Raw genomic sequence first — 22,751 nt, 5'->3', positions numbered from 1 at the left:
CATGCGGGGCTTTTTGTTTTCCGGCGGGGCGGCGGCGTCAGCCGCGCGGCTTGCCGAGCAGCGGTTTCAGCGCCGGCCAGACGTTGTCGAGCAGAATGCCCTGCGCCTGCCGCGCGGGATGCATCTGGTCGGCCTGGAACATCTCGGGCTTGTTCTCGATGCCGGCCAGCAGGAACGGTACGAGCGGCACGCCGAGATCCTTCGACAGCCGCGTGTAGACCGCGTGGAACTTCTGCGTGTAGTCGGGGCCGTAGTTGGGTGGCACATACATGCCGACCAGTACGACCTTGGCCTGTGCCTGCCGCGCACCGGCGATGATGTCGCGCAGGTTCTGTTCGGTCGTTGCGAGCGGCACGCCGCGCAGCGCATCGTTCGAACCGAGTTCGACGACGACAACCGACGGCTTGAGCCGCTGCAGCACCGCGGGTAGCCGCGCGCGGCCGCCGCTCGTGGTGTCGCCGCTGACGCTGGCGTTCGCGACGCTATAATCGATTCGCTCGGTCGTGAGGCGTTGCCGCAGCAACGCCACCCAGCCGGTGTCGCGCGGCAGCCCGTATTCGGCCGACAGGCTGTCGCCGAGCACGACGATCACGGGCTGTCCCGATGTCGCGGCCGGTGTCGTCGCGGCGCGTGCCGGCACGGTGGCGGCCAGCAGGGTGCCCAGCAGCGCGGCGATCGCCGCGCATCCTTTCCAGCGAAATGTCGTGTCCATGTTCAAGATTACCGATCCGATCATCGAAGTCCATGACGTGTGCAAGCGGGTCGCCGATGCAACGGGCGAGCTGACGATCCTCGACGGCATCACGCTCGCCGTGACGCCGGGCAGCAGCCTCGCGATCGTCGGCGCGTCGGGGTCGGGTAAATCGACGCTGCTCGGCCTGCTTGCAGGGTTGGACAGCGCGACGAGCGGCACGGTTCGCCTGCTCGGTCGCCCGCTCGACCAGCTCGACGAGGATGCGCGCGCGGCGCTGCGCAACGGCGCTGTCGGGTTCGTGTTCCAGTCGTTCCAGTTGATGCCGCACCTGACGGCGCTCGAGAACGTGATGCTGCCGCTCGAGCTGCAGGGGGGCATCAGCGCGCGTGAAGCAGCCGATCGTGCCCGGGCGCTGCTCGTGCAGGTCGGTCTCGGCGAACGCACCGCGCATTATCCGAAGCTGTTGTCCGGGGGCGAGCAGCAGCGTGTCGCGCTTGCGCGCGCATTCGTCACGCGCCCGGCGATCCTGTTCGCCGACGAGCCGACCGGCAGCCTCGATGCGGCCACGGGCCATGCGGTCATCGACCTGATGTTCGAACTGAACCGCACGCATGGCGCCACGCTCGTGCTCGTCACGCACGATGTCGAACTCGCACGCCGCTGCGCGACGACCGTGACGCTCGACGCCGGACGCATCGTCGCACCGCAAGCCGCGCAGCGCGGCGCCTGAATGTTTAGGCCGGCCGTGCAGCCAGGGCTGCGTGGCCGGCATCGGTAAGACGCCGATACCTCAGCGCTTCAGCGCCGCACGGGCGCGCTCGATCAGCGCGGTGGTCGACGAGTCGTGCTTCGCTGGATCGAGCGACTCGGCCGACAAGTCGGCTTCCACCACCTTGCCGAGGATCTTGCCGAGCTCGACGCCCCACTGGTCGAACGGATTGATGTCCCACACCGTTGCCTGCACCAGCACCTTGTGTTCGTACAGCGCGATCAGCGCGCCGAGCGTGCGCGGCGTCAGCGCGTCGACCAGCAGCGTCGTCGTCGGGCGGTTGCCCGGGAACGTCAGGTGCGGCGCGAGCGCCTCCTTGCCCGGTCCTGCGACCTCGCGGGCTTCGTCGAGCGTGCGGCCGAGCATCAGGGCCTCGCTCTGCGCAAAGCAGTTCGCCAGCAGCTTCGGATGATGGCTCGCGAGCGGATGCTCGGGCGTCAGCACCGCGATGAAGTCGATCGGCACGATCGTCGGCCCCTGATGCAGCATCTGGAAGAACGCATGCTGGCCGTTGGTGCCCGGCTCGCCCCATGTGACGGCCGACGTCGGGTAGTCGACGAAGGTGCCGTCCAGGCGCGCGGATTTGCCGTTGCTCTCCATTTCGAGCTGTTGCAGGTATGACGGCAGGTAGTGCAGCGCTTCCGAATACGGTGCGACGAGATAGCTCTGCGAACCGAAGAAATTCCTGTACCAGATGCCGATCAGGCCGAGCAGCACGGGCAGGTTGCGCTCGAGCGGCGCTTCGCGGAAATGACGGTCCATGTCGTTCGCGCCCGCCAGCAACTCGTCGAACTGCTCGGGGCCGATCGCGATCATGATCGACAGGCCGACGGCCGACCACAGCGAATAGCGGCCACCGACCCAGTCCCACATTTCGAATACGTTGTCTGCGGCGATGCCGAACTTCACGACTTCGGCCGGATTCGCCGACACGCCGACGAAGTGCTTCGCGAGCGCGTCCTCGGGGCAGCCGCGCGCGACGAACCAGTCGCGCAGCGAGCGTGCGTTCGTCATCGTTTCGAGCGTCGTGAAGGTCTTCGACACGATGATCGCGAGCGTTTCCTCGGGGTCGACCTGTTCGAGCACGCGCGCCAGATCGGCACCGTCGACGTTCGACACGAAGTGCGTGGAGATTTCAGGCGTCGCGACGTGGTGCAGCGCATGCACGACCATCTTCGGCCCGAGATCGGAGCCGCCGATGCCGATGTTGATCACGTGGCGGATGCGCTTGCCGGTGTAGCCCGTCCACGTGCCGCTGCGCACGGCGCGCGCGAAGGTCGCCATCTTCGCGCGCTCGGCGCTGATCTGTGCGTGGAACGGCGCCTGCGGATCGGTCGCGCGCAGCGCGGTGTGCAGCGCGGCACGGCCTTCGGTCGGGTTGACGATCTCGCCCGCGAACATCGCGTCGCGGCGGGCTTCGACGCCCGCGTCGCATGCGAGCTGTACGAGCAGGCGCAGCGTATCGTCGTTGATGCGGTTCTTCGAGAAATCGGCAGCGAGGCCGCCGCCCGCGAGCGTGAAGCGTTCGGCACGCGTCGGCGTGCGGTCGTTTTCCGGCGCGAACCAGTCGCGCAGGCGAGCATGGCGGATTTGCTCGAAGTGGGATTGAAGGGCAGTCCAGGCGGGGAGCGAATTCAGCGTCATGGCGGTTCGAGTGAAGCGTGAATCGGGAGGAATGCCGCGCCGGCTCATCGGGATCGTAAGGCCGGCGGACGAGAGGGCCCGCCGTGCGGCGGGGCAGCCAGTATAGCGGCCTTATGTGTCGGCGCGCGGCGGCGCATAAAAAAGGCGATTGATCAGCGTGCGCACCATCGGCGCGAGTTCGCCGGCCGTGAGTCCGGCCGGGCCCGTGCCGTGTGCGGTCAGCGTGTCGGCCGCGAGGCCGTGCAGGTAGACGCCCGCGAGCGCCGCTTCGTACGGTGCGACGCGCTGCGCGAGCAACGCGCCGATCAGGCCGCCGAGCACATCGCCGGTGCCGCCCGTGGCGAGCGCGGCGTTGCCGGTCGGATTGATCGTCACGCGGCCGTCGGGCGCCGCAATCACCGTGCCCGAGCCTTTCAGCACGACGTTCGCCGCATAACGAGCCGCGAGCGCCTGCGCGGTGGCCACGCGGTCGCGCTGGATCGTCGCCGTGTCGCTGCCGAGCAGCCGGGCGGCTTCGAGCGGATGCGGCGTCAGCACGCACGGATTGCCGCGCGTACCGCGCGTGGCAACGGCTGTCGCGAGATCGGCATGTGTCGCGACGAGGTTCAGCGCATCGGCATCGAGCAGCGTCGCGGCATCGTGTGCGAGCACGTCGCGCACGAGCGTCGCCGCAGCCTCGCGCGTGCCGAGCCCGCAGCCGGCCGCGATTGCGGTCATCGCGCCGAGATCGAGGCCGTCGGCCGGATGCAGCATCAGTTCGGGGAACGGCGGGTCGTACGGCGGCGCGCCGGCGCCGAGAAAGCCGACGTGTACCTTGCCGGCGCCGGCGAACAGCGCGGCGCGGGCGGCCAGGATCGGCGCACCGCACATGCCCGTGTCGCCGCCGAGCACCGCGAGACTGCCGAACGTGCCCTTGTGGGACGCGAATGCGCGCGCGGGCAGGGCGGCGGAGAATCGGGCGGGCGCGTTCAGCACGATGGCCGGCGCGGTGGGCGGCGCGACGTCGAGCGATGCGACGTCGATCTCGCCGGCGAGATCGCGGCCTTCGCCGGTGTAGAGGCCAGGCTTCGCGGCGATGAAGGTGAGCGTATGGGTGGCGGCGACAGCGACGCCCGCGCCGACGATCTGGCCCGTATCGCTGTCGAGCCCGCTCGGCACATCGAGCGCAAGCACGTGGCCGCCGCTGCGCGCATGCGCGGCGATGCGCGCGGCCTGCTCGGCGAACGCGCCGTCGAGCGCGCGGCCGAGACCGATGCCGAACAGCCCGTCGACGACCCACGCATAGCCGTCCAGCGACGCGGGCGGTGTGGCCGACAGCGGCACGCCGGCCGCGCGCGCGAGGCCGAGCGCCCATTGTGCGTCGTCCGACTTCACCGGCATCGGCATCCACGCTTGCGTCGCGACGCCAAGCTGCTGGAGGTGAGCGGCGGCAACGAGCGCGTCGCCGCCGTTGTTGCCCGGGCCGACCGCGAACCATACGGGACGGTCATCGCCGGCCACGCGCGCCGACAGCCAGTGTGCGGCGTCGGCGCCGGCGCGGCCCATCAGCGTATGCGGCGGCAGCGCCGCCGCGGCGTCGGCTTCGGCCGTGCGCAGGTCGGCGACGCGCAGCAGCGCGATCGGATCGGAATCGGGGAGTGGGCGGGTAACGGTCATCGCGGGGTCGTGGCGGCTGGCAAGGAGGCCGCCGGGGACGGGCCCGCGGCGGTCAGGTCGTGAAGCGCGCGGCGCGCAGCGCGGCGAGCGTGTCGGCGGGCCAGTGCTGCACGTCGCCGCCCAGGTAGTCGGTCACCACTTTAGCAGACCCGCACGCGAGTCCCCAGCCGGCCGGGCCGTGCCCGAAATTGACGAACACGCGCGGATGCGGGGTCGGACCGACGACAGGCAGGCCGTCCGGCGACAGCAACTGCGTGCCTTGCCACGACAACGCGGCCGAGATCCGCGCGGCGCCGGGCACCCAATCGTGGACGGCCTGCCCGAGCAGCGCGAGCGCGGTCTCGGACAGCGGCTCGGCGAGCGGCTTCGCGGTGTCGGGCAGACTCTGCAGCACGGCGCCGCCGCCGACGCGCAGCCGCTGGTGGGTGCGCGTGATCGAGATCCGCTTGATCGAATCGATGACGTTCAGGTGCGGTGCGTGTTCTTCATAGGCGACCGGCGCAGTGAGCGTATGGACGCGCACCGGGTGCAGCGGCAGGCGCCAGCCGAGCCGGTCGAGCAGCGGCAGGCTGCCGGCGCCGGCGGCGACCACGATCGCGTCGGCGGAAATCACGTCGACCTCGCGTGCGTTCGACGCGCGCCGGTCGCTGGGCGGGGCGAGCTCGACTGCGGCGCGGCCGGTGTCGGCGCGGATCGCGGCGACTTCCGCGCCGAAGCGGAACTGCACGCCATGCTCGTCGAGCGTCTGCTTGACCAGTTTCGCGAACAGCGGGCAATTGCCGGTGCGTTCGGTCTCGAGCAGCACGCCGCCGGCGAAGCCGGGTTCGGCCGGCACCGACGGCTCGAGCACCGCGCATTCGTCGGCGGAGAGCAGGCGGTACGGCTGGTCGTGCGTGCGCAGCAGCTCGAGCGCGGGCTGCATCGCTTCCCAGTCGCGCGGGTCGCGCACCACGTGCAGGATGCCGGGCTTCTGCTCGAATTCGAGTTCGAGGCGCATCTCGATGTCGGCGAGCGTGTCGCGCGACGCATCGATCAGCGGGCGCAGCCGCGCGTACTGGGCGGCGAACGCGTCGGGCTCGCGCAGCGTGCCGAGCTGCTTGACGAAACGGCGCACGCCGCCGTTGAAGCCCGGCTTGTAGACGATGCCGCTGTCGCGCGGCTGGCGCTGGTGCATGAAGGTCGGGCCGAACCAGACGTCGAGCGGGCTCGGCAGCAGCGCGCCGCCGTCGCCGTAGGTCGCACCCTGCGCGACGGTCGCGTGGCGTTCGACCACGCACACGCGATGGCCGGCCGCGCGCAACTGGTAGGCGGTGGCGACGCCGCTGATTCCGCCGCCGATGACGATGACATCCATGGATTGCTTCGATGACGGGTGGCGCGCGTGCGCCGCCTGGTGAAATTCGCTGAGGGCTCCGGCCCGGTGAACCCGGAATGATAGCGCCAAAATCGCGGGAGCCGGCGCCGGGCGAGCACGGACCGTGCAGCCGCGCCACGGCCGCCAGTTGCCTCGCCCGCGCGGGGCGGTCGGTGCGCGGCGCGCACCGCGGCACCGTTGCGGTGCATGCGGACTGCCGATCGGCCGGTCTGGAGCGACCGACTTCCGGGTATAATTACGGCCTTCCTTTCGCCCCACGTCGCCACCTCGCGCGACTCATCGACGTCAGTCCAGCCCATGGCTCACTTCTCGTGTTTTCCCGGCGCTTCGGCCCTCTCCGATTTCCGTCAAACCCGTCTGCTCGATACGCTCAGGCAAATCGACGCCAACATTGTCGCGGTGCGCGGGCAGTTCCTGCACTTCGTCAATGCGGCCGAGCCGCTGTCGGCCGACGACAGCGCGCGCATCGACGCGCTGATGCACTACGGCGCGCCGTTCGAGCCGGCGGCCGAGAAGGGCACGGCCGAGACCTTCGTCGTGCTGCCGCGCTTCGGCACGGTCTCGCCGTGGGCGAGCAAGGCAACCGACATCGCGCAGCACTGCGGCCTCACGCACGTGCGCCGCATCGAGCGCGGCGTCGAGTTCACGGTCACGCTGAAGTCGGGCCTGCTCGGCGGCAAGAAGGCGCTGTCGGACGACGCGCGCGCGGCCGTCGCGGCCGCGCTGCATGACCGGATGACCGAAAGCGTGGTCGCGGCACGCGACGACGCGAAGCACCTGTTCGATGAACTGCCGGCCAAGCCGCTCACGCGCGTCGACGTGCTGGGCGTCGGCCGCGGCGCGCTCGAGCGCGCGAATGTCGAGCTGGGCCTCGCGCTCGCCGACGACGAAATCGACTACCTGGTCGACGCATTCCGCAAGCTCGAACGCAACCCGACCGACGTGGAACTGATGATGTTCGCGCAGGCGAATAGCGAGCACTGCCGCCACAAGATCTTCAACGCGCAGTGGACGATCGACGGCGAAGCGCAGGACATGTCGCTGTTCGCGATGATCCGCAACACCGAGAAGCTGAGCCCGCAGGGCACGATCGTCGCGTATTCGGACAACTCGTCGATCATGGTCGGCGCCGAAGCGGAGCGCTGGTTCCCGCGCAACACGGGCGCGGCCGGCGAGCCGGGCGCGCGTTATGGCCGCCACACCGAGCTCACGCACACGCTGATGAAGGTCGAGACGCACAACCACCCGACGGCGATTTCGCCGTTCCCGGGCGCGGCGACCGGCGCGGGCGGCGAGATCCGCGACGAAGGCGCGACGGGCCGCGGCGCGCGCCCGAAGGCCGGCCTCACGGGCTTCACCGTGTCGAACCTCGATCTGCCCGACGCACGCCAGTCGTGGGAAAACGCGCGCGACGCGGCGCAGCCGGTCGGCGAACGCAACCCGAACGAGGTGCACGGCCCGTACGGCCGCCCCGACCGCATCGCGTCGCCGCTGCAGATCATGATCGACGGCCCGATCGGCGGCGCCGCGTTCAACAACGAATTCGGCCGCCCGAACCTCGGCGGCTATTTCCGCGTGTACGAGCAGAACGTCGGCGGCCAGGTGCGCGGCTATCACAAGCCGATCATGATCGCGGGCGGCCTCGGCAACATCGCGGATCAGCATACGCACAAGCACGACGTGCCGGCCGGCTCGCTGCTGATCCAGATCGGCGGCCCCGGCATGCGGATCGGCATGGGCGGCGGCGCCGCGAGCTCGATGGCGACCGGCGCGAACACGGCCGAGCTCGACTTCGACTCGGTGCAGCGCGGCAACCCCGAAATCGAGCGTCGCGCCCAGGAAGTGATCAACGGCTGCTGGCAGCTCGGCGCGGAAAACCCGATCCTGAGCATCCACGACGTCGGCGCGGGCGGCCTGTCGAACGCGTTCCCCGAGATCGTCGACGGTGCGGGCAAGGGCGCGCGCTTCGAGCTGCGCAAGGTCGCGCTCGAGGAATCGGGCCTGTCGCCGCGCGAAATCTGGTCGAACGAAGCGCAAGAGCGCTACGTGCTGGCGATCGCGCCGGCCGATCTGCCGCGCTTCGAGGCGATCTGCGCACGTGAGCGCTGCCCGTTCGCGGTGGTCGGCGTCGCGACCGACGAACGCCAATTGAAGCTCGTCGACGACGAAGCGACGGGCGCCGACGAATACCCGGTCGACATGCCGATGGAAGTGCTGCTCGGCAAGCCGCCGCGCATGCATCGCGACGTCACGCGCGTGGCGACCGAGCGCGCGCCGGTCGACGTGACGGGTATCGCGCTGTCGGCAGTCGCCGTCGACGTGCTGAAGCACCCGACGGTCGGCAGCAAGTCGTTCCTGATCACGATCGGCGACCGTTCGGTCGGCGGCACGTCGGTGCGCGACCAGATGGTCGGCCCGTGGCAGGTGCCGGTGGCCGACTGCGCGATCACCGCGCTCGACTATGCGGGCTTCAAGGGCGAGGCGATGACGATGGCCGAGCGCACGCCGCTCGCGGTGATCGACGCGCCCGCATCGGGCCGCATGGCAGTCGGCGAGGCGATCACGAACATCGCGAGCGCGCCGATCGCGTCGCTCGACAAGCTGAAGCTGTCGGCGAACTGGATGGCCGCGTGCGGCACGGCTGGCGAGGACGCCGCGTTATTCGACACGGTCAAGGCGATCGGCATGGAGCTGTGTCCGGCGCTCGGGATCGGCATCCCGGTCGGCAAGGATTCGCTGTCGATGAAGACGAAGTGGGACGAGCAGGGCGTCGCGAAGGAAGTGGTGTCGCCGGTGTCGCTGATCATCTCCGCATTCGCGCCGGTCGAGGACGTGCGCCGTCACCTGACGCCGCAACTGCGCCGTATCGCCGACGCGGGCGACAGCGTGCTGATCGCGATCGATCTCGGCCGCGGCAAGAACCGGATGGGCGGCAGCATCTTCGCGCAGGTCACGCAGCAGGTCGGCGACACGACGCCGGACGTCGACGATGCGGAAGACCTGAAGCGCTTCTTCAACGCGATCCAGTCGCTCAATGCGCAAGACAAGCTGCTCGCGTACCACGATCGCTCGGACGGCGGCCTGTGGGCAACGGTGTGCGAAATGGCGTTCGCGGGCCACGCGGGCGTGTCGCTGAACGTCGACATGCTGACGCTGGACCCGAATCACGAATCCGACTACGGCGATGCGAAGGACTGGGCGAAGCAGACGAGCGGCCGTCGCGAAGATCGCACGCTGCGCGCGCTGTTCTCCGAGGAGCTCGGCGCCGTCGTGCAGGTGCGAGCGACCGACCGTGACGCGGTGCTCGGCGCGCTGCGCGAGTTCGGGCTGTCGGCGTGCTCGCACGTGATCGGCTCGGTCAACGATCGCGACGTGATCGAGGTGTACCGCGACGCGAAGAAGATTTTCGACGCACCGCGCACCGAGCTCCATCGCGCATGGAGCGAAGTGAGCTGGCGCATCGCACGCCTGCGCGACAACCCCGCGTGCGCCGATGCTGAATACGACACGCTGCTCGACGCGGCCGATCCAGGCATCTCGCCGGTGCTGAGCTTCGATCCGGCCGACGACATCGCCGCGCCGTTCATCGCGACGGGCGCACGGCCGCGGGTCGCGATCCTGCGCGAGCAGGGCGTGAACTCGCATCTGGAAACGGCCTACGCGTTCGATCGCGCGGGCTTCGATGCACACGACGTGCACATGAGCGACCTGCTCGCCGGCCGTGCAACGCTCGCCGATTTCGCGGGTGCGGTCGCATGTGGCGGCTTCTCGTACGGCGACGTGCTGGGCGCTGGCGAAGGCTGGGCGAAGACGGTCCGCTTCAACGCGAACCTTGCCGACATGTTCTCGGCGTTCTTCGCGCGTCCCGACACGTTCGCGCTCGGCATCTGCAACGGCTGCCAGATGCTGTCGAGCCTCGCGTCGATGATTCCGGGCGCGGAAGCGTGGCCGAAGTTCACGCGCAACAAGTCCGAGCAGTTCGAGGCGCGCTTCTCGTTCGTCGAAGTGCAGAAGTCGCCGTCAATCTTCTTCGCGGGAATGGAAGGTTCGCGGATTCCGGTCGCGGTCGCGCACGGCGAGGGCTATGCGGACTTCTCGCAGCAGGGCGACATCGATCGCGTCGCGGTCGCGATGCGTTACATCGACCACCGCGGCGAAGCGACCGAGGGGTATCCGTTCAACCCGAACGGCTCGCCGGCCGGCATCACGTCGGTCACGACGGCCGACGGCCGCTTCTCGGTGCTGATGCCGCACATGGAGCGTGTGCATCGTACGGTCGCGATGAGCTGGCACCCGGAAAGCTGGGGTGAAGCGAGCCCGTGGATGCGGGTGTTCCGTAACGCGCGCCGCTGGATCGGCTGATCGGGATGATGTTCGACCCGAACGCGCCGGTCGAGGTCGTCACGCTGCGCGACGAGCGCGCGAGCGACGGCGACGCGATCGGCCGTGTGATCGTCGCCGCGTTCGCGGGCGAGCCGGAAGGCGGGCAGTTCGAGCGGCGGATCGTTGATACGCTGCGTGCGGACGGTTCGTTGAGCGTCTCGCTCGTCGCGGAGCGCGACGGCCGCCTGATCGGGCACGTCGCGTTCTCGCTGGTGTCGATCGGCGGCGAACCGTCGGGCAGCCAGCGCTGGTATGGGTTGGCACCGCTCGCGGTGCTGCCCGACTGCCAACGACAGAGCATCGGTGCAGGGCTGGTGCGCACGGGGCTCGACGCGTTGCGCCGGCTTGGCGCGCGCGGTTGCGTCCTGCTCGGCGACCCCGCGTACTACGCGCGGTTCGGCTTTGCGCCATCCGGCGACATCGTGTTCCCGGGCGTGCCGCCCGAGTATGTCCTCGCGCTGTCGCTCGACGATTCGGCGCCGCGGCCGTCGGGTGACGTTCGCTATCAGGACGTGTTCCATCCCGCGTAGCCTGCGCTTGCGGTGCGTGTGAATCCGGCACGGAAAAGGCCGCTCTTTGGAGCGGCCTGTTTCTTTTTGCCGGGCTGCAAGCGCATCGTGACGCGCCCGCAGGCAGTGCGCGGGCAATGAAAAAGCCGCTCCGAAGAGCGGCTTTTCGATGCATGGGCGATGAGCGCCGGCGTTACTGGATCTTTGCCTGCTGGCGCAGACCTTCCTCGAACGCCTGCAGCTTCTGCTGCACGAGCTGCTGCGCGATCTGCGCCTTCACCTGGTCGAACGGCGGCGGCGCGATGTCGCGGATGTCGTCGACGCGGATGATGTGCCAGCCGAACTGCGTCTTCACCGGCGTGTCGGTCATCTGGCCTTTCTGCAGCTTCTGCGCAGCCGCTGCGAATTCCGGCACGTATGCCTTCGGGTCGGACCAGTCGAGGTCGCCGCCGTTCTTGCCCGAGCCCGGATCCTTCGAGTACTGCTTCGCGAGATCCTCGAACTTCGCGCCGGCCTTGATCTTCGCGATCAGTTCCTTCGCCTGCTGCTCGTTGTCGACGAGGATGTGGTGCAGGTGATATTCGCGGTTGCCGCCGGCGCCCTTGACGAGGTCGTCATAGCGGGCCTTCACTTCGGCGTCGGTCGGCTGGTTCTTCTTCAGGAAGCTCTCGATCATCGAACGCAGCACGACGGTCTGCTGCGCGACGGCGACTTGCGCCTTCACGTCCGGACGGTTCGGGATGCCTTCGCGGATGGCTTCCTGCATCAGGATTTCGCGGTTCACGAGTTCCTGGCGCACGGCCTGCTGCAGTTGCGGGCTGTCGGTCTGGCCTTGCTGGACGAGCTGAGCAACCATCGCGTCGGCGCGCGACTTCGGAATCGGCGTGCCGTTGACGACGGCGATGTTCTGGGCAAATGCCGGTGCCGCTGCAAAGGCAGCCGCCGCGACCCACAGGCGGGGGGATTTCAGGATCATCGGGAATTCCTAATGAGACTAGATTGAAGATTCGTTGAACTCTTCGGGCGTGTAAGCCACGATCGCGAGCGCGTGAATGCCGCGCTGCATCGCATCAGCGAGCGCATCATACACCAGCCGGTGCCGCGCGACGCGCGGCTTGCCCGCGAAGGCGGCCGACACGATCGTGACCGTGAAGTGGCCGCCGGCGGCCGCGCCGGCGTGGCCCGCGTGCTGCGCGCTGTCGTCGCGCACGGTGAGCGACAGCGGGGCGAGCGCTGCGGTGAGGCGCGCTTCGATCAGCGCGATGCGTTCGTCGGGCGACGCGTGGAGAAAGGCGTCCGTCATGTCACTCGTCCTTCAGGTATTTCGTGAGCCACAGGCTCTGCAGGATGATGAATACGACCATCGCGCCCGTCGTGCCGAACAGCTTGAAGTTCACCCATTGCGATTCGGTGAAGTTGTGCACCACGTACAGGTTCGCGACACCGAGCACCGCGAAGAACAGCGCCCAGGCGACGTTCAGCTTGTCCCACACGGGGTGCGGCAGCGTGAGCTGCTTGCCCATCATCTTCTCGATCAGGTTGTTGCCGAACACATAGCGCGCGGCGAGCAGCCCGATCGCAAACAGCCAGTACAGCACAGTCGGTTTCCATTGAATGAATTTCTCGTCATGCAGGACGAGGGTGGCGCCACCGAAAACGACGATCACGCCGAGGCTGACCCACAGCATCGTGTCGACCTTCCGGTGCCGGAAGGCAACCCATGCAACCTGGGCCAGCGTCGCGACGATCGCGACGGCGGTAGCGGTAAAGATGCCCCAGACCTTGAAGGCGGCAAAAAACAGGATGATCGGAAACAGATCGAACAGGAATTTCATGGCGCTCGCAGCTGCGTGAAAGGCCGCTTGCGCGGCCTTTCACCGTTGTAGGGACCCGCCAGGCGCCACCGTCGCGGATCGGGGTGGCCAACCCGGAGGCAGGCCGCCCGGGCGAGGGTCGCCTCGCCGATCCGTCCGGCGCCGCTCATTCGTTTTCGGGTCGGGACTCGAAGTTTAACGCAGCTGAATTGATGCAGTACCGCAAACCGGTCTTGTCGCGCGGGCCGTCTTCGAAGACGTGGCCGAGATGCGCGCCGCAGTGATTGCAGCGCACCTCGACGCGCACCATCCCGTGCGAGTAGTCGACCTTTTCGTCGATCACCTCGCCGTTGAGCGGCTTGAAGTAGCTGGGCCAGCCGCAGCCCGAGTGGAATTTGGCGCCGGATTCGAACAGCGGGGTGCTGCAGACGACGCATTTGTAGATACCGTCGTCTTCCGTGTCGGTGTATTCGCCGGTGAATGCACGCTCGGTCGCCGCATGCTGCGTGACTTCGTACTGCATCGGCGTGAGCCGGCGGCGCAGCTCGGCGTCGTCCTTCTCGTACGGGAAGGTCTTGTCGTCGGAATCGTGGGACATGTGGGGTTCTCCTGATCGGTCGGTCGATACGCGCGGGTTGGGGCTCAGGACGAGCAGCTCACTTCGAGCGACCCGGCCCAGTCGGGCGGCAACGCCGCGTACGCTTCATGCTCCGGTTGTTCGTCGAACGGCCGGCGCAGGATCTGCGCGAGTCGCTCGACTTCCGAGAAATCCTTTTCCTTCGCGCGCCGGATCGCGACTTCGGCCAGATGGTTGCGCAGGACGTATTTCGGGTTCGCGCGGTTCATCGCGGCTGCACGTGCCGCGTCGTCGCGCGTTTCCTCGGACAGCCGCGCGCGGTAGAGGTTCGCCCACGCATCGAACGCGTCGCGGTCGATGAACAGGTCGCGCACGGGCGCGTCGCGGCTCGCGTCGTGCTTCGAGAGCTGCGCGAGCCGGCGGAACGTCAGCGTGAAATCCGCGTGGCTCGCATGCATCGTCTCGAGCAGCTTGTTGGCGAGCTCGGCATCGTTCTCGCGCTCGAGCTCGAGGCCGAGCTTCGCGCGCATCGCGCGTTCGAGCGCGGGGCCGAAGCGTTCCGGAAACTTCGCGAGCACGGCCTGCGCGTCGTCCACCGCGCGCTCGGCGCGTGCGTCGTCATCCGCAATGCCGTGCTGCAGCCCGATCAGCGGCAGCAGTGCCTGCGCGAGGCAATAGCAGTTCCAGTGCGCAATGCGCGGTTGCATCCGGTACGCGTAGCGGCCGCCGTTATCGGAGTGATTGCAGATGTGGTTCGCGTCGAACGCGTCGACGAAGCCGAACGGGCCGTAGTCGATCGTCACGCCGAGGATCGACATGTTGTCGGTGTTCATCACGCCGTGGCAGAAGCCGACGGCCTGCCACTGCGCGACGAGGTCGGCCGTGCGCAGCGTCGCGGCTTCGAGCAGCGCGAGGTACGGATCGTCGGCGCGGCGGCAATCCGGGTAGAAGCGGTCGATCACGTGATCGGCGAGCTGGCGCAGCAGGTCGGGGCGATCGTTCGAGAAGAAGTGCTCGAAGTGGCCGAAGCGCACGAAGCTTTCCGACACGCGCGTGACGACGGCCGATGTCTCGATCTCCTCGCGCACCACCGGCTGGTCGGAACCGATCACCGTCAGCGCGCGCGTGGTCGGGATGCCGAGGTGATGCATCGCCTCCGAGCACAGGAATTCGCGGATCGACGAGCGCAGCACCGCGCGGCCGTCGCCCATCCGCGAGTACGGTGTACGGCCGCTGCCTTTCAGTTGCAGCTCGTAGCGGCGGCCGTCGGTGCCGGTGCGCTCGCCGATCGTCAGCGCGCGGCCGTCGCCGAGCTGCCCGGCCCACACGCCGAACTGATGGCCGGAATACACCGAAGCGTACGGCATCGCGGTTGCGGGCCAGTCGCGCGTCGGGTTGCCGGCGAACAGTTCGGCGAAGCCAGGCTGCGCGGCGATCGACGCCGGCAGGTCGAGCAGTTGCGCGACCTCGTCGGAAAAGCCGACGACGTACGGCGCGGCAAGCGGCGCGGCCGGCAGCCGCGTATGAAACGCGTCGCCGAGCCGGACGAACGCGCCTTCGGCGGGTGCGCCGAGCGTGGCGGCGAGGTCGGGAAGGGTGTCAGCCGCATCGGCTGCGCTTCGGGAAAACGACATGTTGAGCGCCTCTGGGTAAGCCGATATTGTAAGGCGGCGCCGCGCCGCCCGCATGGTGGCCCGCGCACCGTGCGCCACGCCCGTCCGGGGCCGCCGACTGGCGCGCTGCAGAGGCACCGATTCGCATCCACACGGAGAACAAGACGATGGGCAAGCCGTTGCTGGGCCAGATGATGGACATGCCGTTGCTGGTTTCCTCGCTGATTTCTCATGCCGCGCGGCACGCCGGCGACACGGAGATCGTGTCGAAGCGCGTGGAAGGCGATCTGCATCGCTACACGTACCGCGATTGCGAGCGCCGCGCGAAGCAACTGGCGCAGGCGCTCGCGCGGCTCGGCGTCGAAATCGGCGATCGCGTCGGCACGCTGGCGTGGAACGGCTACCGGCATCTGGAAGCGTATTACGGGATTGGCGGCATGGGGGCCGTGTGCCACACGATCAACCCGCGCCTGTTCCCCGAGCAGATCGCGTACATCGTCAATCACGCGGAAGACCGCTACGTCTTCTTCGATATCAATTTCGCACCGCTCGTCGAGGCCATCGCACCGCAATGCCCGCACGTGAAGGGTTGGGTCGCGATGACGGACGCCGCGCACCTGCCGTCCGGCACGACGCCGTTCCTCTGTTACGAAACGCTCGTCGAAGCGGAGGATGGCCGCTACGAGTGGCCGCGCCTCGACGAACAGCAGGCGTCGGGGCTCTGCTACACGTCGGGCACGACCGGCAACCCGAAGGGCGTGCTGTATTCGAACCGCTCGACCGTGCTGCACGCGTACGGCGCCGCGCTGCCCGACGCGATGAACCTGTCCGCGATGGACGCCGTGCTGCCCGTCGTGCCGATGTTCCACGTCAACGCATGGGGCCTGCCATACGCTGTGCCGCTCACGGGCGGCAAGCTCGTGCTGCCCGGCAAGGATCTCGACGGGAAATCGCTTTACGAGCTGATGGAAGCCGAGCGCGTGACCTTTTCCGCGGGCGTGCCGACCGTGTGGCTCGGCCTGCTCAACTACATGCGCAAGGCCGGCGTGCGCTTCTCGACGCTGAACCGCACGGTGATCGGCGGCTCCGCGTGCCCGCCCGCGATGCTGCGCACCTTCGAGGACGAATACGGCGTGCGCGTGATCCACGCATGGGGGATGACCGAGCTGTCGCCGCTCGGCACGCTCGCGAAGCTCAACTGGGCGCAGTCGCAGCGGCCGCTCGACGCGCAGCGCAAGCTGCTCGAAAAGCAGGGGCGCGTGATCTGCGGCGTCGACATGCGCATCGTCGGCGAGGACGGCCACGAACTGCCGTGGGACGGCGTCGCATTCGGCGAGCTCCAGGTGCGCGGCCCGTGGGTGATCGACCACTACTTTCGCGGCGATACGTCGCCGCTGTCGGACGGCTGGTTCCCGACCGGCGACGTCGCGACGATCGACCCCGACGGCTTCCTGCAGATCACCGACCGCAGCAAGGACGTGATCAAGTCGGGCGGCGAGTGGATCAGCTCGATCGACATCGAGAACGTCGCGATCGCGCACCCGGGCGTGGTCGAGGCCGCCTGCATCGCCTGTGCGCACCCGAAATGGACCGAGCGCCCGCTGCTCGTCGTGGTGCCGCGCGAAGGGGCGAACCTGAGCCGCGACGCGCTGCTCGCGTTCTACGAAGGCAAGGTCGCGAAATGGTGGATTCCCGACGACGTCGTATTCGTCGAATCGCTGCCGCACACCGCGACCGGCAAGCTGCAGAAGCTGAAGCTGCGCGAGACGTTCCGCGATTACGTGTTGCCGACGGCGGTTTGCGAGCCGTAACGCCGGGCGCGGTCCGGAAGCGGCTCGTGAAACGGTCGCCCGATCCGTCCCCGGATCGGGAACAAAATTCAAATTGAACGACCGTGCTTTTTCGTTGTATGCTGCCTCCGTTCATCCGGACATGCGGCTGTTCGACCGCGCACAATGAAGCGCAGCCACCCCGGCGCGCGATGCATGGAGGCAGGCAGATGGCAGTGGATTACTCGACTCGCGACGGCGTGGCCGTCCTTACGCTCAACAATCCGCCCGTCAACGGGCTGGGTCTGTCGACCCGTCAGGGGGTCATGGACGCGCTCGATCGCGCCGCGCAGGATCCGTCGGTCACGGCCATCGTGCTGACCGGCGCGGGACGCGCCTTCTCGGGCGGCGCCGACATCACCGAATTCAATACGCCGAAGGCGTTGCAGGAGCCGACGCTGCACACCGTGATCCGCGCGGTGGAGGCGAGCGCGAAGCCCGTCGTCGCGGCGCTGCACAGCGTCGTGATGGGCGGCGGCCTCGAGCTCGCGCTCGGCGCGCACTACCGCGTCGCGGCACCCGGTGCGCAGGTCGCGCTGCCCGAAGTGAAGCTCGGCCTGCTGCCGGGCGCGGGCGGTACGCAGCGCCTGCCGCGCGCGGTGGGGCTCGAAACCGCGCTGAACATGATCGTGTCGGGCGCGCCCGTGCCGTCGGAGCAGCTCGCGAAGAGCGGGCTGTTCGACGAAATGGCCGACGGCGACCTGCTCGACGCGGCCGTCGCGTTCGCCCGCAAGGTCGGTGCGCAGAAGGGGCCGCATCCGCGCGTGCGCGATCGCAAGATCGTCCACGCGAACGCAGCGGGCTTCATCCAGTTCGTGCGCAATTCGGCCCGGGCCGCCGCACCGAATTTCCCCGCGCCGCACAAGTGCATCGACGCGATCGAGGCTGGCGTGCTGCACGGCTTCGACAAGGGCAGCGTCGCCGAGCGCGAGGGTTTCGTCGCGTTGATGATGACGCCGGAAAGCCGCGCGCTGCGGCATGCGTTCTTCGGCGAGCGCGCGGCGAGCAAGATTCCCGACGTGCCGGCCGATACGCCGTTGCGCGAGATCCGCCGCGTCGGCGTGATCGGCGCGGGCACGATGGGCGGCGGGATCGCGATGAACTTCGTCAACGCAGGCCTGCCCGTCACGCTGCTCGAGACGAAACAGGAAGCGCTCGAGCGCGGCGTCGCGACGATCCGCAAGAACTACGACGCGCAGGTGAAGAAGGGCAAGCTCACGCAGGAGAAGCTCGACGCGCGCATGGCGCTGATCACGCCGACGTTGTCCTACGACGACCTGAAGGACGCCGACCTGATCGTCGAGGCCGTATTCGAGGAACTCGGCGTGAAGGAGCAGGTGTTCAAGAAGCTCGACGAAGTCGCGAAGGCGGGCGCGATCCTCGCGTCGAACACGTCGACGCTCGACGTCGACAAGATCGCGGCGTTCACGAAGCGTCCGCAGGACGTGGTCGGCATGCACTTCTTCAGCCCGGCGAACGTGATGAAGCTGCTCGAGGTCGTGCGCGGCGCGCAGACCGCGAAGGACGTGCTCGCCACCGTGATGGCGGTGGCGAAGAAGATCCGCAAGACGGCGGTCGTGTCGGGCGTGTGCGACGGCTTCATCGGCAACCGGATGATCGAGCAGTACATTCGTCAGGCGCTGTTCATGCTCGAGGAAGGCGCGCTGCCCGCGCAGGTCGACCGGGCGATCGAGAAATTCGGTTTCGCGATGGGCCCGTTCCGGATGAGCGACCTCGCCGGCAACGACATCGGCTGGGCGATCCGCAAGCGCCGCTACGTCGAGCAGCCCGATCTCCAGTACTCGAAGATCGCCGACCGCCTCTGCGAGCAGGGCCGCTTCGGCCAGAAGACGGGGGCCGGCTGGTACGACTACGTGCCGGGCGATCGCAAGGCAAAGCCGTCGTCGCTCGTCGACGAGATGGTCGTCGCGTATTCGAAGGAGCGCGGCGTCGAGCGGCGCAAGATCGGCGACGACGAGATCGTCGAGCGGCTCGTGTTCGCGCTCGTCAACGAAGGCGCGAAGATCCTCGAGGAGAAGATCGCGTCGAAGGCGTCCGACATCGACATGGTCTACCTGACCGGCTATGGCTTCCCGCTGTGGCGCGGCGGCCCGATGCTGTACGCGGACATGGTTGGCCTCTACAACGTCGAGCGCGCGATTCGCCGCTACGCGGCTGCGCCGAACGGCGACGCATGGCAGCTCGCGCCGTCGATCGCGGCGCTCGCGAAGGCCGGCCGCGGGTTCAACGGCTGACGCGCCGGATCGCGGCGCGACGAACACCCGGAGAAATGCAATGAAACGCACCGACGACGTCCTGCTCGTGATCGACGTGCAATACGACTTCATGCCGGGCGGCGCGCTCGCGGTGCCCGACGGCGACGCGGTCGTGCCGGTGATCAACGCGCTCGCGCAACGCTTCGACCAGGTCGTGCTGACGCAGGACTGGCACCCGCGCGAGCACGTGTCGTTCGCGGCGAACCATCCGGGCCGCGAACCGTTCTCCACGCTCGCGCTGCCGTATGGCGAGCAGGTGCTGTGGCCCGTGCACTGCGTGCAGGACACCGACGGCGCGGCGCTGCATCGCGACCTCGACATCCCGCATGCGCGGCTCGTGATCCGCAAGGGCGGCGACGCGCAGGTCGACAGCTATTCCGCGTTCGTCGAAGCCGATCGCACGACGCGCACCGGGCTCGCGGGCTATCTGCGCGAGCTCGGCGCGAAACGCGTGTGGTGCTGCGGGCTCGCGACCGACTACTGCGTCGCGTGGTCGGCGCTCGATGCGCGCGCGGCGGGTTTCGAAGCCGCGGTGATCAACGATGCGTGCCGCGCGATCGACCTGAACGGGTCGCTCGCCCGCGCATGGCAGCAGATGCAGGCAGCGGGCGTCGCGCATGTGACGTCCGCGGGCGCGCGCCCGGCGGCGTAGCGCATTCCCCCATCCGATTCAGGACATGAAGCAGGACCGAAGGAGACTCGCATGACCGAAGCCGTAATCGTATCGACCGCCCGCACGCCGTTGGCGAAATCCTGGCGCGGCGCTTTCAACATGACGCACGGCGCGACGCTCGGCGGCCACGTGGTTGCGGCTGCGCTCGAACGCGCGAAGCTCGACCCCGCACGCGTCGAGGACGTGATCATGGGTTGCGCGAACCCCGAAGGCGCGACCGGCGCGAACATCGCGCGGCAGATCGCACTGCGCGCGGGGCTGCCCGTGACGGTGCCGGGGATGACGGTGAACCGCTTCTGCTCGTCCGGGCTGCAGACCATCGCGCTGGCCGCGCAGCGGATCATCGCGGGCGAAGGCGAAGTGTATGTGGCGGGCGGCGTCGAATCGATCTCGTGCGTGCAGAACGAGATGAACCATCACATGATCCAGGAAGGCTGGCTCGCCCAGCACAAGCCGGAGATCTACTGGAACATGCTGCAGACGGCCGAGAACGTCGCGAAGCGCTACGGCATCTCGAAGGAGCGGCAGGACGAGTACGGCGTGCAGTCGCAATTGCGGGCGGCGGCCGCGCAGGAAGCCGGGCGTTTTCGCGACGAGATCGTGCCGATCACCGTGCTCGCGGGCATCGCCGACAAGGCGACGGGCCGCTTGTTCACGAAGGAAGTGACGGTGTCGGCCGACGAAGGGATTCGCCCCGACACGACGCTCGAAGGCGTGTCGAAGATCCGCTCGGCCGTGCCGGGAGGCGTGATCACCGCCGGCAACGCGAGCCAGTTCTCGGACGGTGCGTCGGCCTGCGTCGTGATGAGCGCCGACGCCGCGCAGCGCGAAGGGCTGCAGCCGCTCGGCGTATTCCGCGGTTTCGCGGTGGCCGGTTGCGAACCGGACGAGATGGGCATCGGCCCCGTGTTCGCGGTACCCAAGCTGCTGAAGCAGGCGGGGCTGAAGGTCGCCGATATCGGCCTGTGGGAATTGAACGAAGCGTTCGCCGTGCAGGTGCTGTACTGCCGCGACACGCTCGGGATTCCCGAGGATCGCTTGAACGTGAACGGCGGCGCGATCGCGGTCGGCCATCCGTACGGCGTATCGGGCGCGCGCCTGACGGGCCATGCGCTGATCGAGGGCAAGCGACGCGGCGTGAAGTACGTGGTCGTCACGATGTGCATCGGCGGAGGGCAGGGCGCAGCCGGGCTGTTCGAAATCCTCTGATCTTTGACGCCGAGCAGCCGCGGTTTTGCTTCGGCGAGGCAGGCGGCCGCGGCGCGAATCGGCGCGACTGATCCGCTATTCGAAACAATCGGGAAGCAAACGGCATGCGCCCGGCAATGCCGTTTCCCCTTACTTGTCAAACGAATTGCCCCACCTATACTTGCTCTGACATTTGCCTTTCGGCACGATGGGCCGGATCGTGCGTCGTGCGATCCGTGCCGCGAAGGTTAGAACCAACGCAGCAGACCGACCGGGGACCGAATGAGTACGACCTATGCAGCCGGGGAACCGCCGCGCGTCGTCAGCGCGGCCGCGAGGCTCTACGCGAAATGCCTGCTGGTCGGATTCGCGTTGCTGCCCGCCTATCTGATCGCCTATCTGTGGTTCTTCAGCGACCCGCGCGTCGTGTTCGAGAACCACGCGTTCCATGAAATCGCGATCGCCGCCGCGACCCTCGAAGGCGCGTTCGTCACCTACGTGACGTGGGTGTGCTACCGGTCGTCCGGCGAGCCGCTGCTGCGCTGGCTGACCCTTGGCTTTCTCGGCTTCGCGATGATCTATGCGCTGCATGGCGCGTTCACCGGGATGGCGCATCACAACATCTGGCTGTTCCTGCTATACGGGCCCGCGTCGCGGCTCGTGATGTCGATCCTGCTGCTTACGGGCCTGCTGTCGTATTCGCGACCGCCCGATCGCATCGAGAAGCGCACGAGCATGCGCACGTGGCTGCCGTGGATCGTGTTCTTCGTGATCGTCAACGTGGCCGTGGCGTACATTGCGTATTCGCCGGTCGCGGGCGCGCCGGGTACGCGGCTGTCGATGGAAGGCGGCGCGCTCGTGTTCTCGCTGCTGAATGTCGCCGTGCTGCTCGCGCGGCGGATCCGCTCGCCGCTGATGATGATCTACGGCGTGTCGATCATGGCGTTTGCGCTGTCGTCGCTCGCGTTCATTCTCGGCAAGCCGTGGAATCACATGTGGTGGCTCGCGCACGCGATTTTCGCGGGCGGCTTCTTCCTGCTCAGCTACGGCGTCGTGCAGGCGCTGCAGACGACGCGCTCGTTCTCGGCGATCTACAGCCAGGAAGACCTGATGAGCCGGCTGTCGGAATCGATGGCGCGTACCGAGAGCGCGCTGCAGGAACTGCGACGCACGAACCAGAAGCTCGAATACATCGCCGCGACCGATCCGATGACGGGCGCGTCGAACCGCCGGCAGTTCATCGCGCAGGTCGAGCGCGAGATGGCGCGGGCCGAGCGTGACGGCACACCGTTCTGCCTGCTCGCGCTCGATCTCGACAATTTCAAGAACATCAACGATGCATACGGGCACCAGATCGGCGACGAGGTGCTGCGTGGCGTCGTGCGCCAGTGCCTCGATGCGATCCGGCCGGCCGGCGGGCTCGCGCGGGTCGGCGGCGAGGAGTTCATGGCGCTGCTGCCGGAAATGCCGCTCGAAGGTGCGCGGATGACCGCCGAGCGCGTGCGCTCGTCGATCGCGAGTTCGCCGTTCGGGCTCGATTTCAAGCGCGTGCAGGTGACGGTCAGCGTCGGCGTCGCGCAATACGGGGCCGACGGCAGCACGGTCGATGCGTTGCTGCGCGTGGTCGGCGAACGCCTGTACCAGGCGAAACGGGAAGGGCGGAACCGGGTCGTTTCGCGGTGACATGGGTTTGCGCGGCACGCGGGCACGGGTGATCGGGCGCGCGACGTTCGGCAATGCGGCCGTGCGGA

The 22,751-nt window shown here is 68.2% G+C and carries 17 protein-coding genes; 8 read left to right on the top strand and 9 right to left on the bottom strand.

Annotated elements, in window-relative coordinates:
- Positions 1 to 37 precede the first annotated feature (37 nt).
- Entirely contained in the window at positions 38 to 712 is a 675-nt protein-coding gene (locus tag ACPTTC_RS11320; RefSeq protein ID WP_423392536.1) for an arylesterase, read from the bottom strand.
- On the opposite strand from ACPTTC_RS11320, the gene ACPTTC_RS11315 reads away from it, so the two are divergent.
- The gene (locus ACPTTC_RS11315) at positions 711 to 1,424 is read left to right on the top strand and encodes an ABC transporter ATP-binding protein (protein WP_423392535.1); all 714 of its coding nucleotides are present in this window, start codon (positions 711 to 713) and stop codon (positions 1,422 to 1,424) included. The genes ACPTTC_RS11320 and ACPTTC_RS11315 overlap by 2 nt on opposite strands.
- Positions 1,425 to 1,484: 60 nt before the next feature.
- On the opposite strand, the gene pgi is transcribed toward ACPTTC_RS11315, so the two are convergent.
- The 3 genes from pgi to ACPTTC_RS11300 all read right to left on the bottom strand — a co-directional run bounded on the left by pgi (position 1,485) and on the right by ACPTTC_RS11300 (position 6,117).
- A complete protein-coding gene (pgi, locus tag ACPTTC_RS11310) occupies positions 1,485 to 3,107 on the bottom strand; it encodes a glucose-6-phosphate isomerase (protein WP_423392534.1) in 1,623 nt (540 codons plus the stop codon).
- 111 nt (positions 3,108 to 3,218) lie between these two features.
- Complete coding sequence (locus ACPTTC_RS11305) at positions 3,219 to 4,763, bottom strand: NAD(P)H-hydrate dehydratase (RefSeq protein ID WP_423392533.1); 1,545 nt, start codon at positions 4,761 to 4,763, stop codon at positions 3,219 to 3,221.
- A gap of 52 nt (positions 4,764 to 4,815) precedes the next feature.
- Positions 4,816 to 6,117, bottom strand: coding sequence for an FAD-dependent oxidoreductase (locus tag ACPTTC_RS11300; protein WP_423392532.1), 1,302 nt, complete (start codon positions 6,115 to 6,117; stop codon positions 4,816 to 4,818).
- A 318-nt stretch (positions 6,118 to 6,435) separates the two neighbouring features.
- Between ACPTTC_RS11300 and purL the strand changes: the two genes are divergently transcribed.
- Both purL and ACPTTC_RS11290 read left to right on the top strand, forming a co-directional pair.
- Entirely contained in the window at positions 6,436 to 10,500 is a 4,065-nt protein-coding gene (purL, locus tag ACPTTC_RS11295; protein WP_423392531.1) for a phosphoribosylformylglycinamidine synthase, read from the top strand.
- 5 nt (positions 10,501 to 10,505) lie between these two features.
- Positions 10,506 to 11,051, top strand: coding sequence for a GNAT family N-acetyltransferase (locus ACPTTC_RS11290; protein WP_423392530.1), 546 nt, complete (start codon positions 10,506 to 10,508; stop codon positions 11,049 to 11,051).
- Between the two features lie 172 nt (positions 11,052 to 11,223).
- On the opposite strand, the gene ACPTTC_RS11285 is transcribed toward ACPTTC_RS11290, so the two are convergent.
- From ACPTTC_RS11285 to ACPTTC_RS11265, 5 genes are all read right to left on the bottom strand, one after another.
- A complete protein-coding gene (locus tag ACPTTC_RS11285; RefSeq protein ID WP_423392529.1) occupies positions 11,224 to 12,006 on the bottom strand; it encodes a peptidylprolyl isomerase in 783 nt (260 codons plus the stop codon).
- 18 nt (positions 12,007 to 12,024) lie between these two features.
- Entirely contained in the window at positions 12,025 to 12,333 is a 309-nt protein-coding gene (locus ACPTTC_RS11280; protein ID WP_027787167.1) for a BolA family protein, read from the bottom strand.
- Between the two features lies 1 nt (position 12,334).
- A complete protein-coding gene (locus ACPTTC_RS11275; RefSeq protein ID WP_175955865.1) occupies positions 12,335 to 12,865 on the bottom strand; it encodes a septation protein A in 531 nt (176 codons plus the stop codon).
- Positions 12,866 to 13,010: 145 nt separating this feature from the next.
- On the bottom strand, positions 13,011 to 13,442 hold the full coding sequence (msrB, locus tag ACPTTC_RS11270) for a peptide-methionine (R)-S-oxide reductase MsrB (protein ID WP_046545914.1): 432 nt from the start codon (positions 13,440 to 13,442) through the stop codon (positions 13,011 to 13,013).
- Positions 13,443 to 13,486: 44 nt separating this feature from the next.
- Positions 13,487 to 15,055 (bottom strand): protein adenylyltransferase SelO, encoded by a 1,569-nt coding sequence (locus ACPTTC_RS11265; protein WP_175955869.1) that lies wholly within the window; start codon positions 15,053 to 15,055, stop codon positions 13,487 to 13,489.
- Between the two features lie 146 nt (positions 15,056 to 15,201).
- Here ACPTTC_RS11265 and ACPTTC_RS11260 point away from each other — a divergent pair, with 146 nt between their 5' ends.
- The 5 genes from ACPTTC_RS11260 to ACPTTC_RS11240 all read left to right on the top strand — a co-directional run bounded on the left by ACPTTC_RS11260 (position 15,202) and on the right by ACPTTC_RS11240 (position 22,683).
- A complete protein-coding gene (locus tag ACPTTC_RS11260) occupies positions 15,202 to 16,845 on the top strand; it encodes a 3-(methylthio)propionyl-CoA ligase (RefSeq protein WP_423392528.1) in 1,644 nt (547 codons plus the stop codon).
- Between the two features lie 188 nt (positions 16,846 to 17,033).
- Complete coding sequence (locus ACPTTC_RS11255) at positions 17,034 to 19,118, top strand: 3-hydroxyacyl-CoA dehydrogenase NAD-binding domain-containing protein (protein WP_423392527.1); 2,085 nt, start codon at positions 17,034 to 17,036, stop codon at positions 19,116 to 19,118.
- Between the two features lie 40 nt (positions 19,119 to 19,158).
- A complete protein-coding gene (gene pncA, locus ACPTTC_RS11250; RefSeq protein WP_175955875.1) occupies positions 19,159 to 19,791 on the top strand; it encodes a bifunctional nicotinamidase/pyrazinamidase in 633 nt (210 codons plus the stop codon).
- 51 nt (positions 19,792 to 19,842) lie between these two features.
- Entirely contained in the window at positions 19,843 to 21,021 is a 1,179-nt protein-coding gene (locus ACPTTC_RS11245; protein ID WP_175955878.1) for an acetyl-CoA C-acyltransferase, read from the top strand.
- A gap of 261 nt (positions 21,022 to 21,282) precedes the next feature.
- Positions 21,283 to 22,683 carry a sensor domain-containing diguanylate cyclase gene (locus tag ACPTTC_RS11240; RefSeq protein WP_423392526.1) on the top strand — a complete coding sequence of 467 codons (1,401 nt, stop codon included), beginning with the start codon at positions 21,283 to 21,285 and terminating at the stop codon, positions 22,681 to 22,683.
- The last annotated feature ends 68 nt before the right edge of the window (positions 22,684 to 22,751 follow it).

The organism is Burkholderia mycopellens, from assembly GCF_964265025.1.
In the GTDB taxonomy this organism is placed as follows: Bacteria; Pseudomonadota; Gammaproteobacteria; order Burkholderiales; family Burkholderiaceae; genus Burkholderia.
The sequence above is the reverse complement of the archived record's forward strand: the minus strand, read 5'-3'. Positions and strand labels throughout refer to the sequence as shown.